Genomic DNA, 14,006 nt, shown 5'->3' on the forward strand with positions numbered 1-14,006 from the left:
CAAGCAGTAGTGAACAATGGACGCAGATCTGTTCTGAGTTCCGGCGGTGAGCTTTCCAACTGTTGCCGATGCGTGTCGGCCTCTATAGACATCGTCAGATGGCAACAAGGCCGGAGCCCAGACCTCATGCATGCGGGCATTCGTGGCATCGAAAATCAATTCGACAGGCCGATCCTGTTCGTGCGCCAGCGTTATGCGCCTTTCGGTGGAGGCGAGATCATGCTGGAAAATATCATGGCGGCGTTCGCCGCGCGTCAACGGCCGGTGGCCGTGCTGTCCGGCGACTGGCCGCGATATGAAGGGATAGAGTTCATCCATTGTGCCGGCCGCCGCTTTCCGCGCTCCCTGCGGGCGACGTCCTTTGCTCAAGCCGCCTGCCGCAAGATCGCCGAGATGCCACCGGCCCTGGTGCAGAGCAACGATCGGCTTCCGTGCTGCGATGTCTTCCGGGCCGGGGAGGGCGTTCATGCAGCCTATCTTGCCGAGCGGCGCCGTTTCGAGACGCGGCTTGGCAGGGCGGCAATGGCGCTGAGCCCCTTTCACCGCCAGACGCTGCGTCTCGAACGCGCAACCTATGCCAGCCCACGGCTCAAAGCTGTCATAGCCATTTCGAAAATGGTCGCAGAGGACATTGTCCGTCACTACGATTATCCGGCGGAAAATGTGCATCATATTCCCAATGGGGTGGACCTCGACCGCTTCAAACCGCAGCTGCGCCAACGGCATCGGGCCGCGGTCCGTGCGCGGTTCGACGTCGACGATAACAGGCCGGTCGTCCTGTTTGTCGGCTCGGGGTTTGCGCGAAAAGGACTTCTTGCATTGATGAGGGCTGTCGCCACGCTCGACGGCGAGCCGGAATTGTGGGTCATCGGCCATGACTCGCGCGCCAACGCCTTCAGGCAGGCTGGTGACAGGCTCGGTCTCGGCGCAAGGCTGCGGATGCTGGGGCCGCAGAGAGACATGTTACCGTGGTACGGCGCGGCCGATATTGCCGTGCTGCCTTCCATCTATGATCCTTTCGGCACAGTGGTGATCGAAGCCATGGCCAGCGGCTTGCCCGCTGTGGTAAGCACCGGTTGCGGAGCGCGCGAGCTTGTCGATCGATTCGAGCCGACGCTTGTTTGCGACGCGGCCAGCGAAAGCGACCTCGCTGCAGGGCTCGCGCACGCGCTGAAGTTGTCGTCACGACCTGAGACCGCAGCCCGGGTGAGAGCGGCAGCCGAACAGTACGATTTCAATGTCATGATCCAGCGAATGATATCGTTGTATGAAAATCTCGACCTGAAGTGACTTTCGACTTTTTGTTAGAATAGGTTAGTACCTCAGCGTGCTAACAGGCCGGGAGCCGATGCCGCAGATGCATTCGACCGACAGTGGCAGCCTTGATGCCGGAACCGCCTGACCGTGCCGGCGCTCTCAGTCATTGTCATCGCCCGCAATGAGGAAGCGAGCATCGGGCGTTGCCTACGCTCGGTCCATTTTGCCGACGAAATTGTCGTTCTCGACAATAACAGCAGCGACAGAACCAGGGAGATTGCCGGTGAACTGGGGGCCAAGGTTCTGATGACCCTTGATTGGCCCGGTTTCGGCGCGCAAAAAAACCGTGTGCTGGCCGCGGCAACAGGGGATTGGATCCTTTCGCTGGATGCCGACGAGTGGGTGGAAGCACCGCTCGGTGCTGAAATCAGAGCCGCAATCGCGGACCCAAAAGGCTATGACGGCTTCGAAATACCGAGAAGATCGCGCTTTTGCGGGCACATTGTCCGCCATGGCGGCTGGTCGCCCGATCTGGTGCTCCGGCTTTTCCGTCGCCGCTCCGGGCGCTTCAGCGACGACACCGTGCACGAGAAAGTATTGGTGAATGGGAAGGTCAGGCGATTGTCCCAGCCGATTGAGCACGACTCCATCACCGACCTGGCAGACGCCCACGACAAGATCGGCCGGTACGCAGAAGCGTCCGCCGCGCAACTGCTTGCCGAGGGCAAAAAAAGCTCGATAGGCAAGGCGGTTTTGCGCTCCGTCTGGGCATATATGCGCAGCTATATTTTCCGGCTGGGATTTCTGGACGGTGCCATTGGTGCGATGGTTGCCGCGTATTCGGCCAGCTACACCTATCAGAAATGGGCGCATGTCGCATTGGGAATGCGAGGCCAATTCCATCCGAAAAAGCAAGGCTGAGGCCAGGACAAATCTGTGAGAAACCGGCTTGGTTGACCGCCATTGTTGCCGAGCCATCGCCAACTAGTTAGTGTACGACCGTTTAAATCGAAAGCCAGGGTAGTGAATATGACTGATGCGTTTAGGGTATTTATCGGATGGGACAGCCGTGAGCCGATCGCGTACGACGTCGCGCGACATTCGCTGCTGAAACATGCGTCGGCGCCTGTCTCCGTCATTCCGATCAAACAGGATGAGATGCGTGCCCACGGGCTGTATTGGCGGGAAAAAGATCCGCTCGCCTCAACGGAGTTCACCTACACGCGCTTTCTCACGCCTTTTCTCGCCGACTACACGGGTTGGGCCCTGTTTTGCGATTGCGATTTCCTGTGGCTCGGTGACGTCGCAGGCCTGCTGAAATATACGAACTCGGACAAGGCGGTCTATTGCGTCCAGCATGACTATACGCCGAAGGCCACGACTAAGATGGATGGCGTGGTCCAGACATCCTATCCTCGGAAAAACTGGTCGTCGTTGATGCTGTTCAATTGCGCGCATCCTTCGGTTAAATCGCTCACGCCAGAGGTCGTGAATCAGGAAAGTGGCGCCTATCTTCACCGAATGCAGTGGGTTGCCGACGAAAACCTGGGCTCATTGCCGGTAGAGTGGAATTGGCTCGAAGGCTGGAACGAAAAGCCTGCTGTCGGCACGCCTAAGGCGGTCCACTATACAAGCGGCGGCCCGTGGTTTGCCGAGTGGCAGAATGTCGACTATGCAGATTTTTGGATAGCAGAACGCGACGAATTCTTGGCTTCCGATCAAGCAGAATCTTCTCAGAGCGCAGTTCGATAAGAGCCATCGTGCTTGGCAGGTGACCTGAGCGCTTCCGAAGTGGCATCGATTTCCGTGTCGCGAAGAGCGCAGCAACCAGCCGTCAGACGCTGAGCGTCGACAACAATGCGTGGTGCCGCCTTGGGGCGGGACCGGGGGCAGATTGCGCCTAAGAATCTGGCAGTTCCGGCCGGATAAGCATGCCGCACCCAGATAAGGATCAGCTCGCGGCAATATGATCGGTTGGAGTCCGTCAGCTCTTTCATCGGCCTAGCCGGCACGCGAAAGTCGACCATGCCGTCACTGCGAAGACGCCTCGATCGTTTCTTGGAAAACCGCCGGCCTAAAATACCGCGGCTGCAGCTGAACTATGTCGAGCGCCTGGCGCTGGTTCGTCGCCATGGCGATTTTTCCCTTGCCTATTCGACCGCCGTGCAGAAGGGACTTCATTACTTCGGCGATGCCCAGGGCTACATCGCTTACGGCAGTAAAACGCGACATCATTTCGCGCTCGGTGATCCAATGGCTGACCCGGCCGATCGGCGCGACTATATCAGACGTTTCATCGAGGTTGCCGGCAGCCCGTGGTTCGTGCAGATCGGCGAACAGACGGCGCGCGTGCTTGCTGGGCTTGGCTATCAGGTCAACCGCCTCGGCGTCGACACCAGGCTTGTCCTGCCCGGCCACGACTTTTCCGGAAAGCGCAATGAGACAGTGCGCTATTCCGAACGTTGGCTCTTGAAGAAGGGGTTTTCCTTCGCGGAGGACAACGGGACCATCTTCCTCGACGAGATTGCCAGGCTCTCCCAGAACTGGCGGGCCGACCGCATCGTCAAGCGCTGGGAGATGAGGTTCCTGAACAGGCCCTTTGCCGATCACCTTGGCGTCGATATGCGCCGCTTCGTCCTGCACGGTCCGGATGGAGAGCTCGTTGCCTTGCTGGATTTCGATCCGCTGTTCAGTGACGGCAAGGTCATCGGCTACACCACCTCGTTCAAGCGCAAGCACATCGATGCCTCAGCGCATGCCGAGATCGGCCTGACCAAATTCGCGGTCGACCGCTTTCGCAACGAAGGTATTTCCGTCGTCACCCTCGGCCTGTCGCCGCTTGTCGAAATCGGACCCAGCGGCTTTGTCGAAAGCGATTTCTGGCGGCGCGCTTTCCAGCGCGCCTATGAATCGCCGTGGGTCAATCGCACCCGCTTCAACCTGCAGGGGCAGGCGGCCTTCAAGCGCCGATTCCACGGTGTCGAAGAGCCGACCTATCTCGCCTTTCGCAAGGGGACCTTTTTCGAGGCGCTTTCTCTGCTCCGGCTGATCAGGGCCGTCTAGTGGTTAGTGCGGAGACGGCCTCTGTCGAACGAGGCATGCGATATTATTGTGAGGCCATGATCAGAGTTTGAGTGCAGTGTGGTGTGATGACCATTGTCGAGTCTTGCAGGTTTATACTGGGGTCGCCGGATCTTCTCAGGGCGCGCGCTTCGGCGCGCCATTTCGATCAGCACATGCATGACACTCTCTCGGTGGTTGTCCTCACTGCGGGAAGTGCTTCATTGCAATCGAACCGATGGAGCAAAAGGGCGCAGCCAGGCGACGTGTTCTTCTTCAATCCATTCGAGGTGCATAGCGGTGGCAGTTTGGACCAGCCGGCCCGCTATGAGGTTCTGTATCCGTCCCCACGCTTCGTCTCGGACTGCCTCTCGGCGGGCGACTGCACCTCCACCGTCCCTCTCGTCCGGACCGATGTATTGCGCCGATGCGCGGCGACCGAAGCATTTGTCGATGCCCTATCCTCTCCAACTTCAGGCGCCGCTCCGATTGAGACCGCCTTGCGCAAGTTGTTGCAGAACTGCTCGTTCGAGCCTGCCGGTTTCGCCGCAAGCGGCATGACCGCTGTCCGAGCCGCTTGTCAGTTCATCGACGAACGGTATATGCGCGCGATCCGCACGGACATGCTTGCCCGGCATGTCGGACTTCACAAGAGCCATTTCGTCCGGATATTCCACCGCGCGACCGGCATTGCGCCGCAAACCTATGTCAGGCAGCTGCGCATCGCGAGGGCGCGAGAACTGATCTGTGCAGGCGCCGAATTGTGTGAGGCGGCACAATCGGTTGGTTTCTGCGACCAAGCGCATCTCACCCGCGAATTCAGGAAGGTCTACGGTGTCACTCCTGGCCGCTTGTCGCACGACCTTCGAGCCAACTCCCATTAGCTACAGCCGCCGGGCAGGGCAATCGCTGCGTCGCGCAAATCCCATTCAATAAACTGCCGCTCACTTGGCGTATCGGTCGGACCTCACCATCAAGAGGTCGACCAAATGTCGTTTCAAAGAACTACGGGCACCTACCGTAATAGCCACCCGGATAGCCAAGGCTACTACGGTAGGTATGGTGGCATTGACTACCCCGCGGAGTTGCGGCCCGAGCTTGCCGCCTTGGCCGAAACGCATCAGCTCGCCTGGAACATGCCGGATTTCCAGCGCAAACTGCATGATGCCCGCATTTATTTCCAGGGTCGGCCCACACCCGTACACCGCCTCGCCAATCTTTCCGCTCAAATCGGCGGCGCCACACTGTTCGTCAAACGCGAGGATCTGAACCACACCGGCGCCCATAAGCTCAATCACTGCGTCGGCTTCGCCCTGCTCGCGCGGCATATGGGCAAGACCAAGTTGATCGCGGAGACAGGCGCAGGCCAGCACGGGGTCGCGCTTGCCACGGCGGCCGCCTATTTCGGCCTCGAATGCGAGGTGCACATTGGAGAAGTCGATCTTGAGAAGGCACGTTCCAATGTCAGCCGCATGAAGGTTCTCGGGGCAACGGTGATTGCGGTTGGACAAGGTCAATCGGCGCTCAAGGAAGCAAGCGATTCCGCGTACAACGCCTATGCGCGGCAGTATCGACATGCCCTCTATGCGATCGGTTCCGCCATCGGCCCGCACCCGTTTCCGCTGATCGTCCGCGACTTTCAATCGGTAGTCGGACAGGAGGCACGGCAACAATTCATGGCGGTGAATGGCGGGGCTTTGCCTGATCATGTCGTGGCGTGCGTGGCCGGAGGATCGAACGCAATGGGTATTTACGCTGGTTTCCTAGATGATCAGGGTGTGTCGCTGCACGGGATTGAGCCCTTGGGAAAATCAGCTAAGCCCGGCGAGCATGCCGCCACGTTGACCTTCGGAACGCCTGGCACGCTGCACGGTTCGCACTGCATCGTTCTCCAGGACGCCGACGGCAATATTGCGAAGGTTTCTTCAATCGCATCGGGGCTTGTCTATCCGGGCGTCGGCCCGGAGATTTGTATGCTCCATGACGCAGTGTCGTTCACCGCAGTGGATGACGAGCAGACCGTCGCGGCGTTCTATCGGTTGTCGAGGACAGAAGGCGTTGTTCCTGCTCTAGAGAGCGCACACGCTGTTGCCTTTGTGATGCAATTGGCGGCGCGTTGTCACCCGTCGGAGCGAATCCTGGTCACTCTTTCTGGCCGGGGTGATAAGGATGTGGACTTCGTAATGGAAAACTACAGCGATTGATCTGTTGCCTAGGCTCGCTTGGCTCGAAAACAGCGAAAGATCCCGACCTGAAGGCGATTGCCGCGCCGGACCATTCTTGCGGTCGTCCCCCAGTCCCGCCGGGGCACTTTTGGCAGCCTGAGAACAGCTCCGCATCAGCGCCAAGGGGTTCGGATTCACGGTTGCTGCTGCGTACCGCCAGGAATAACGAGAGTACCCTGGCCTGGCCTTGAGTATCTGAAGCCTATGAAGAACAAAGCAACGATGATCAAACAAATGACGATGACCGTTACGACGCTGCCAGGACGGTATCCGGTATTTGGCGGTTGGACCATTGCCTTCCCACACGGCTATCGTCGTTGACGCTCTTCATCCTCCAGCCGAGCATGACGGCTGTCAATGGGCGCAGGAGCTGCACCCGCCATCCGTCGCGGGCGTTGGGTGTTCTTGCTGACGCCGAGATCACGAGCGATCCAGCGATGGCTACGTCCTTCGGCTACTAGCGCCTAGACTTTCGGCGCAAGCCGATCTGATTCGGGGCGCTCGCCAGTTTGGCGTCCAAGCTTTCTACCGCGTGCTTTTGCAGCGGCGAGTCCGGATTGACGCGCTCGCTGATCAGGTCGCGCTCAAATTCTGCAATGCCGGAGAGAAACGTAGCAGCATGCGACCGTGCGGCGACGACAGGTCGAATGCCGTCCCGTCATGGCGATCACCGAGACCTCCAGCTTTCCAGCTCGCGCAGCGGGTGGAGAAGGTCGACAGTCGAGCGTCCCACCTAGATAACTTGGTGACGAGGATTATGTGCAAAAAACTGCACACGAAAGTTCTGCTTCTCTTCTATTTTCGTTCGTGCGATGGGCGGCCGACCGTTCGTTTGAGGCGCCTTTTGCGGACTGCATTGGCCTATCCCGCGAGGATGTTCGCCGAGGTACCCGCGATCAGCCGCCGGCAGCTTCGAACCCGTTATGCGTTTGCCGACCGAAGCTGATGATGGACCTAACGACAACTTGTTCCTAAACGCGCTTCCATTGCTACGAAGGATTGGATGGCGGCGATCCACGCATGCTAGTCAAGCGGGAAACAGGAATGCGGCGGCGGGATCGAAAAAGACCTGCCGGCCGCAGGGCGACACATCCTGCGATTGCAGGGCGGCGGAGGTCGGCCTGATGTCAACCTCCTGTCCTGCGGCGGTGCGCGCGACGATCCGCCGACGCTCTCCGTAGAAGGCGATGTCGACGATCTCGACGTTCAGTTCCGCGCTCGCCGGGCTCCGCTCCATGCGAAAGGCTTCAGGGCGGATCATCAGCCTGGTCTTCTGGCCTTTGCCGAATGTGCCATTGGCCCTGACCCCGGATACCACCGAACCGTCCGCCAGCCGGATCGTCGCCGTGCCATCGGCGGTGTCGAGATGCTCGGCGGCGAGGAAATTCGAATTGCCGATGAAGCCGGCGACGAAAACGGTCGCCGGCCTGAGATAGAGGTCCTCGCCGCTGCCGGTCTGCTCAATGCGGCCATCCCGGAACAGGGCGATCCGGTCCGACAGATGCAGCGCCTCTTCCTGATCGTGGGTGACGTAGAGGATGGTGACGCCCGTCTCGCGATGGATGCGGCGGATTTCGCCCTGGATTTCCTCGCGCAGCTTCTTGTCGAGCGCCGACAATGGCTCGTCCATCAAAAGGATCGGCGGATCGTAGGCCAGAGCCCGGGCCAGCGCGACGCGCTGCTGCTGGCCGCCCGACAGCGCGCCGGGCAAACGCCCGGCAAAACTTTCGAGCCGCACCAGGGCCAGCATGTCGGCGACCTTCTTCTTCACCTCGGCGTCCGGCCGGCGGCGAACCCGCAGCGGAAATTCGACGTTTTCGGCCACCGTCAGATGCGGAAACAGCGTGTAGCGCTGAAAGACCATGCCGATGTTGCGCTTGTGCGAGGGCACTGCAAGCAGTGATTTTCCTTCCAGCAGGACATCGCCTGAACTCGGATCCTGAAAGCCGGCGATCGCGTAGAGCGTCGTCGATTTTCCCGAGCCCGAGGGCCCGAGGAAGGTAAGGAACTCGCCCCTTGGTATATCGAGGGTGACGTCGTGCACGGCGACGACCGCCCCGAACGCCTTGCGCAGATTGCGGATGGAGAGGAAGGGCTGGGTCATGTACGGAACTTTCGCTGCAGCAGCGCCGTCACCACCATCAGGGCAAGCGTCAGCCCGACAAGCAGGCTGGAGGCGGCGGCGATCACCGGACTGAGGTCCGACCGCAGACTGCCCCAGATCTTGACGGGCAAGGTCTGCAAGCTGGGGCTGGCCATGAAGATCGCCACCACGACTTCGTCCCACGAGGCGAGGAAGGAAAAGATCGCGGCGGAGAAGATGCCGATCCGGATCGACGGCAAGGTGATCCTGAGCCTGGCCTCGAGCGGGCTTGCACCGCAGACGATGGCCGCATCCTCGATCGACTTGTCGAACCCTTCGAGCGCCGTGGCGATCGGGATGATGGCGAAGGGCAGCGCCAGCACGGTGTGGGCGATGACGAAGCCGATGGTGGTACCGCCGAGGCCAAGGCGAAGGAAGAAGGCGTAGATGGCGATGGCGAAGACGACGACGGGCAGGACCATCGGCGTCAGCAGCAGGCCGCGCAGGATCTCACGCCCGGCAAATTGGCCACGAACCAGAGCAAAGGAGGCGATCAGGCCTATAAGCACGGCGAGGATCGCCGTCATGGTGGCGATCCGGGCACTGGTCAGCGCGGCGTCGAGCCAGGCCGGATCGGCAAAAAGCTCCTGGTACCATTTGAGCGTCCAGCCGGGCGGCGGAAAGGCCAGCCAGCGCGACGAGCCGAAGGAGAGCAGGACGATGAAGACCACCGGCAACAGAAGAAAGCCGGCGACCAGCGCGGTGAAGCCGAACAGGGCAACCCGCAGTCCACCCATGCGGTCATAGTCGAGCAGCATCTCAGATGCCTCCGCTCATGCGCCTGGCACCGGCAAGGCGCAGCTGCAGCGCGTAGAGAGCCATGGTGACGACAAGCAGGATGAAGGCTGCGGCGCTGCCGAGCCCCCAGTTGAGCAGCGACTGGACCATCTGCGCGATCATTTCGGCAAGCATCATGTTCGACGTACCGCCGAGCAGTGCCGGCGTTACGAAGTAGCCGAGCGACATGACGAAGACCATCAGGCCACCGGCGGCGACGCCGGGCAGCGACAGCGGCACGAGGATGCGGCGGAACGCCTGGAAAGGGCTTGCGCCGCACAGCGACGCCGCACGCAGCGTCATCGGATCGATCGCCCGTAACGTGCCGACCAGCGGCAGGATCATGAAGGGCAGCATGATATAGACCATGCCGATGGTGACGCCGGTGAGATTGTTGATGAGCGGCAGCGGCTGGTCGATGACGCCGATGGCCATCAGCGTCCGGTTGATGACGCCGGTGCGCTGCAGCAGCACCATCCAGGCATAGGTGCGGGTCAAGAGATTGGTCCACATCGACAGGATGATGATGCCGAAGACGATCGAGGCCAGTCCCGAAGGCACGATCGCCAGCATCCAGGCGACCGGAAAGGCGACAAGGACCGTGACGATGGTGACCAGCGCCGCGACCAGGAATGTGTTGAAGAACACCCGCGCATAGGTGCCGTCACCAAGCAGGGCCGCGTAGTTCTGCAAGCCGGGCTCGGGTTCCGTGACGCTGCGCAAAAGCAGGACCAGGACGGGGACGACGAAGAACAGCACAATCAGGATCAGGGCCGGCAGCAGGCCATTGAGGCCTGCCGGCACCCGCACCGTTCCAAAGTTCCGGCGTATTTCGACCGACATGGCAGCGACCCGGCTACAGGACGAGACGGCGCGAACCGTCTCGTCCATTGCTGTTCAAGGGGAGGCTTACTTCGCCTGCCAGGCATACCAGCGCGCGGCTATGGTGTCGCGGTTGGCGGCCCAGTAGTTCATGTCGAGATTGATCTGTCCGTCGACATGAGCGTCCGGCAGCGATTTCACGGCATCGGCCGGCATCTCTGCCTTGGCCTTGGTGTTGATCGGCGCATAACCGCTGGCTTCGGCAAATTTCGCCTGGCCGGCGGGGCTGCTCGCCGCGGCGAGGAATTTCATCGCCGTATCCTTGTTCTTGGCACCCTTCGGTACTACCAGAACGTCAGCTGCGGTTAGGTTCTGGTTCCAGGAGACGCCGACATCGGCACCATCCTTCTCCAGTGCGAAGACGCGGCCGTTCCACAGCTGGCCGAACGCTGCTTCGCCGGATGCGATCAATTGCTGCGACTCCGCGCCGCCGCCCCACCAGATGATGTCCGACTTGATGGTGTCGAGCTTCTTGAAAGCGCGATCGAGATCCAGCGGATAGAGCTTGTCGGCCGGAACGCCATCGGCCAGCAAAGCGATCTCGATGACACCGGGCGCCGACCATTTGTAGAAGGTCCGCTTGCCCGGGAACTTCTTCAGGTCGAACATGTCGGCCCAGCCGGCCGGTTCGCCCGAAACGGCGCCCTTGTTCCAGGCGAGCACGAAGGAATAGTAGAAACTGCCGACGGCATGATCGGTGGTGAAGCGCGGATCGAGGTCGGCCTTCGGCACGGAGGTGAAGTCGATCGGCTCGAGCAAGCCGTCCTTGGCCGCCTTGATGGCGAAATCCATCTCGACGTCAACGACGTCCCAGTTGACGCTGCCGCTGTCGACCATCGCCTTCAGCTTGCCGTAGTCGGTTGGACCGTCCTGCATCACCTTGATGCCGGATGCGGCGGTGAACGGTTCTGCCCAGGATTTGGTCTGCGCTTCCTGGGTCGTCCCGCCCCAGCTGGTGAACACCATGTCCTCGGCCTTTGCGGCCGTCGTTGCCAGAAGTCCGGCAAGGATGCCGGTAATGATCAGTTTCATGTCGTTCTCCTCTGTTGTTTTCGTTGTTGTCTGTTCGCGATCGGTCGATTTCGCCTTGATCGCGCATCCCCGGCCAGCGGCGGCTACCGCATGACAAAAGGATCGGGAATCGGGTCGTCCGAGGTGCGTATCCACACCGACTTCGAACGCGTGTAGTCGCGGATCGCATCGAGGCCGCCTTCGCGGCCGAGCCCGGATTGGCCATAGCCGCCGAACGGAACCAGCGGCGAGACCGCTCGATAGGTGTTGATCCAGACCACGCCGGCATGGATGCCGCGCGCCATGCGGTGGGCTTTTGCCAGATTGGTGGTGAACACGCCGGACGCCAGGCCGAACTTCGTGTCGTTGGCGAGCGAAAGCGCTTCAGCCTCGCTGTCGAAGGCGAGCACACAGAGCACCGGGCCGAAGAGCTCTTCGCGCACGCAGGCAAGGGTCTGATCAGGCGCGTCGATGATCGTCGGCGCGTAGTAGAAGCCATCCGCCATGCCCGTGGGGCGGATGCCGCCGGTGACCAGCCGCCCGCCCGCGGCCAGGCTTTCAGCAACGATCTTCTCTATCCATTCGCGCTGGCGCGAGGTGGCGAGCGGTCCCATTTCGGTTACGGGATCCTGCGGATCGCCGGTCCTGATCGCCTCGGCCTTGCGCTTGAGCCGGGCGAGGAATTCGTCCTTCACGGAGCGCTCGACCAGCAGCCGCGAGCCGGCGACGCAGCTCTGGCCGGTGGCGGCGAAGATACCTGCGACGACCGCGTTGGCGGCGCTGTCCAGATCGGCATCGGCGAACACCACGACCGGGCTTTTGCCGCCGAGCTCGAGCGTCGTGAAGGCGAGGTTTTCCGCCGTATTCCTGACGATCTGCCGAGCGGTCGAGGGACCGCCGGTGAAGGCGACGCGGGCGACGAGCGGATGACTGGTCAGGCGGTGACCGCAATCATGGCCAAAGCCGGTCAGGATGTTGACGGCCCCGGCGGGAAATCCCGCCTCATGGACGAGTTCGGCGAAGGCCAGCAACGGGGCAGGGCCGTCTTCCGATGCTTTCAGAACGATGGTGCAGCCGGCCGCCAGTGCCGGTCCGAGCTTGACGGCGGACAGGAAGAGCTGCGAATTCCACGGCACGATGGCGGCGACGACGCCGATCGGCTCGGGCCGGATGGTCACTTCCATGTCGGCCTTGTCGATGGGGACAAACGAGCCCTCGTGCTTGTCGGCCAGCCCGCCATAATAGCGGTAGTAGTCGCCGACATAGGCGATCTGGGCGCGGGTCTCGCGGATGATCTTGCCGGTGTCGCGCGTCTCGAGTTCCGCCAGCCGGTCGGCATTGGCGACCACCAGATCGCCGAGCCGCACCAGAAGCTTGCCGCGTGCCGTTGCCGTCATCGCTGCCCACGGACCGAAGCGCAGCGCCCGGTGGGCGGCTTCCACGGCGTGGTCGACGTCGGCCGACGATGCAGCAGGCATCGTCGCCCATGGCGCGCCCGTCGAGGGATCGATGCTGTCGAAGGTCGCCGCCACCTCGACGAAGCTGCCGTCTATATAGTTCCTGAATTGAGTGGTGCTCATCGCAATCCAGCTTTCGGCCCAGCTTTCGGCTCGGAAAAGGCCGGCATCACCCTGTCGATGAAGAGCTGCAGCGATTTCTTCTTGCGTTGATGGGAAAGGCCGCTGTCGATCCAGATCGAATACTGATCGTAGCCGAGCGCTTCGTAGGCCTTCAGCCTGGCGATCACCTCGTCGGCTTCGCCAATGACCAGGTTCTGCCTGATCTTGTCTGGCGCATATTGCGGCATGGCCGCGATCTCGTCCTCGGTCAGCGCTTCCATTATGCCCTGGCGCACCGGCTTCTTGTTCTGGAACCAGGCGCCGAACTGGCAGTAGAACTGCGACAGATCCTGCGCGAGCCGGTCAGTATCCGCGGCGTCCTCGGCGACGAAAGTATGCATCAGCAGCATGATCTCCGGCCTTGGCACGTCGGGGTGGGCATTGCACGCCGCGTTGAAACGCTCCATCAGGCTGGCCACTTCGCCATCGCCCGAGGCGAGCGGCGTCACCTGCACATTGCATTTGCTGGCGACCGCAAAGTCGTGCGAATTGGGGTCGCGCGCCGCCACCCAGATCGGCGGGTAAGGTTTTTGCAGCGGCTTGGGCGACGAGGTGGTCGACGGAAACGACCAGAACTCGCCGGCGAGTTCGAAATCGCCATCCCACAGGCCGCGGATCGCCGGCACCATCTCGCGCATATGCTGGCCGGCACCCCAGGCCTCGAGGCCTGGGAAAAGCCGCTGGTATTCGTAAGCGTAGGCGCCGCGCGCAATGCCGATGTCGAGACGGCCGCCGGTGATGACGTCGGCCATCGCCGCTTAGCCGGCAAGTTTGATCGGGTGCCAGAACGGCGCGACGATGGTTCCGGTGCCGAGCCGGATGCGCCTGGTTTTGGCGGCGAGCCAGGCGATGTTGATGAACGGATTCGGCGAGATGGTGAATTCCATCCCGTGATGCTCGCCGATCCAGGCAGTCTCGAACCCCGCCTCTTCCGCCTGCAGAACCAAGTCCTCCAGCTCGCCGACAAGCTCGGAATGCGGCCTTGCCAGATCCGATCGCTCCATGTGGACGAAAAGCGAAAATTTCATCGGT

Annotated in this window: 11 protein-coding genes and 1 pseudogene; 6 read left to right on the plus strand and 6 right to left on the minus strand. The window is 61.4% G+C overall.

The window, feature by feature from the left end; translation table 11 throughout:
* Nucleotides 1-126: 126 nt before the first annotated feature.
* The 6 genes from NKJ08_RS07030 to trpB all read left to right on the plus strand — a co-directional run bounded on the left by NKJ08_RS07030 (nucleotide 127) and on the right by trpB (nucleotide 6,521).
* Complete coding sequence (locus tag NKJ08_RS07030; RefSeq protein ID WP_352523646.1) at nucleotides 127-1,290, plus strand: glycosyltransferase family 4 protein; 1,164 nt, start codon at nucleotides 127-129, stop codon at nucleotides 1,288-1,290.
* Nucleotides 1,291-1,404: 114 nt separating this feature from the next.
* Nucleotides 1,405-2,178 (plus strand): glycosyltransferase family 2 protein, encoded by a 774-nt coding sequence (locus NKJ08_RS07035; protein WP_352523648.1) that lies wholly within the window; start codon nucleotides 1,405-1,407, stop codon nucleotides 2,176-2,178.
* Between the two features lie 108 nt (nucleotides 2,179-2,286).
* Nucleotides 2,287-3,009 carry a glycosyltransferase gene (locus tag NKJ08_RS07040; protein WP_352523649.1) on the plus strand — a complete coding sequence of 241 codons (723 nt, stop codon included), beginning with the start codon at nucleotides 2,287-2,289 and terminating at the stop codon, nucleotides 3,007-3,009.
* Between the two features lie 273 nt (nucleotides 3,010-3,282).
* The gene (locus NKJ08_RS07045; RefSeq protein ID WP_352523651.1) at nucleotides 3,283-4,320 is read left to right on the plus strand and encodes a phosphatidylglycerol lysyltransferase domain-containing protein; all 1,038 of its coding nucleotides are present in this window, start codon (nucleotides 3,283-3,285) and stop codon (nucleotides 4,318-4,320) included.
* Nucleotides 4,321-4,406: 86 nt separating this feature from the next.
* Complete coding sequence (locus NKJ08_RS07050; RefSeq protein ID WP_352523653.1) at nucleotides 4,407-5,201, plus strand: helix-turn-helix transcriptional regulator; 795 nt, start codon at nucleotides 4,407-4,409, stop codon at nucleotides 5,199-5,201.
* A 105-nt stretch (nucleotides 5,202-5,306) separates the two neighbouring features.
* The gene (gene trpB / locus NKJ08_RS07055) at nucleotides 5,307-6,521 is read left to right on the plus strand and encodes a tryptophan synthase subunit beta (RefSeq protein ID WP_352781569.1); all 1,215 of its coding nucleotides are present in this window, start codon (nucleotides 5,307-5,309) and stop codon (nucleotides 6,519-6,521) included.
* A 1,048-nt stretch (nucleotides 6,522-7,569) separates the two neighbouring features.
* Here trpB and NKJ08_RS07060 read toward each other — a convergent pair.
* From NKJ08_RS07060 to NKJ08_RS07085, 6 genes and pseudogenes are all read right to left on the minus strand, one after another.
* Nucleotides 7,570-8,646, minus strand: a complete 1,077-nt coding sequence (locus NKJ08_RS07060) for an ABC transporter ATP-binding protein (protein WP_352523657.1) — start codon at nucleotides 8,644-8,646, stop codon at nucleotides 7,570-7,572.
* On the minus strand, nucleotides 8,643-9,443 hold the full coding sequence (locus NKJ08_RS07065; protein ID WP_352523658.1) for an ABC transporter permease: 801 nt from the start codon (nucleotides 9,441-9,443) through the stop codon (nucleotides 8,643-8,645). The genes NKJ08_RS07060 and NKJ08_RS07065 overlap by 4 nt, the downstream gene beginning before the upstream one ends.
* 1 nt (nucleotide 9,444) lies before the next feature.
* Complete coding sequence (locus tag NKJ08_RS07070) at nucleotides 9,445-10,305, minus strand: ABC transporter permease (protein ID WP_352523858.1); 861 nt, start codon at nucleotides 10,303-10,305, stop codon at nucleotides 9,445-9,447.
* Between the two features lie 66 nt (nucleotides 10,306-10,371).
* The gene (locus tag NKJ08_RS07075; protein WP_352523660.1) at nucleotides 10,372-11,376 is read right to left on the minus strand and encodes an ABC transporter substrate-binding protein; all 1,005 of its coding nucleotides are present in this window, start codon (nucleotides 11,374-11,376) and stop codon (nucleotides 10,372-10,374) included.
* Nucleotides 11,377-11,459: 83 nt separating this feature from the next.
* Complete coding sequence (locus tag NKJ08_RS07080; protein WP_352781570.1) at nucleotides 11,460-12,935, minus strand: aldehyde dehydrogenase; 1,476 nt, start codon at nucleotides 12,933-12,935, stop codon at nucleotides 11,460-11,462.
* Nucleotides 12,932-14,002 (minus strand): annotated as a pseudogene (locus NKJ08_RS07085) (LLM class flavin-dependent oxidoreductase). The gene NKJ08_RS07080 and the pseudogene NKJ08_RS07085 overlap by 4 nt, the downstream one beginning before the upstream one ends.
* Between the last annotated feature and the right edge of the window lie 4 nt (nucleotides 14,003-14,006).

The sequence above is a fragment of the Mesorhizobium sp. M0244 genome (assembly GCF_040321795.1).
Lineage (GTDB): Bacteria > Pseudomonadota > Alphaproteobacteria > Rhizobiales > Rhizobiaceae > Mesorhizobium.

What these genes read in the sequence shown, in the direction of transcription:
- NKJ08_RS07080 (WP_352781570.1), bottom strand. Translation starts at nt 12,935, where the DNA reads ATGAGCACCACTCAATTCAGGAACTATATAGACGGCAGCTTCGTCGAG.
- NKJ08_RS07040 (WP_352523649.1), top strand. Translation starts at nt 2,287, where the DNA reads ATGACTGATGCGTTTAGGGTATTTATCGGATGGGACAGCCGTGAGCCG.
- NKJ08_RS07060 (WP_352523657.1), bottom strand. Translation starts at nt 8,646, where the DNA reads ATGACCCAGCCCTTCCTCTCCATCCGCAATCTGCGCAAGGCGTTCGGG.
- NKJ08_RS07030 (WP_352523646.1), top strand. Translation starts at nt 127, where the DNA reads ATGCATGCGGGCATTCGTGGCATCGAAAATCAATTCGACAGGCCGATC.
- NKJ08_RS07065 (WP_352523658.1), bottom strand. Translation starts at nt 9,443, where the DNA reads ATGCTGCTCGACTATGACCGCATGGGTGGACTGCGGGTTGCCCTGTTC.
- NKJ08_RS07070 (WP_352523858.1), bottom strand. Translation starts at nt 10,305, where the DNA reads ATGTCGGTCGAAATACGCCGGAACTTTGGAACGGTGCGGGTGCCGGCA.
- NKJ08_RS07050 (WP_352523653.1), top strand. Translation starts at nt 4,407, where the DNA reads ATGACCATTGTCGAGTCTTGCAGGTTTATACTGGGGTCGCCGGATCTT.
- NKJ08_RS07075 (WP_352523660.1), bottom strand. Translation starts at nt 11,376, where the DNA reads ATGAAACTGATCATTACCGGCATCCTTGCCGGACTTCTGGCAACGACG.
- NKJ08_RS07045 (WP_352523651.1), top strand. Translation starts at nt 3,283, where the DNA reads ATGCCGTCACTGCGAAGACGCCTCGATCGTTTCTTGGAAAACCGCCGG.
- trpB (WP_352781569.1), top strand. Translation starts at nt 5,307, where the DNA reads ATGTCGTTTCAAAGAACTACGGGCACCTACCGTAATAGCCACCCGGAT.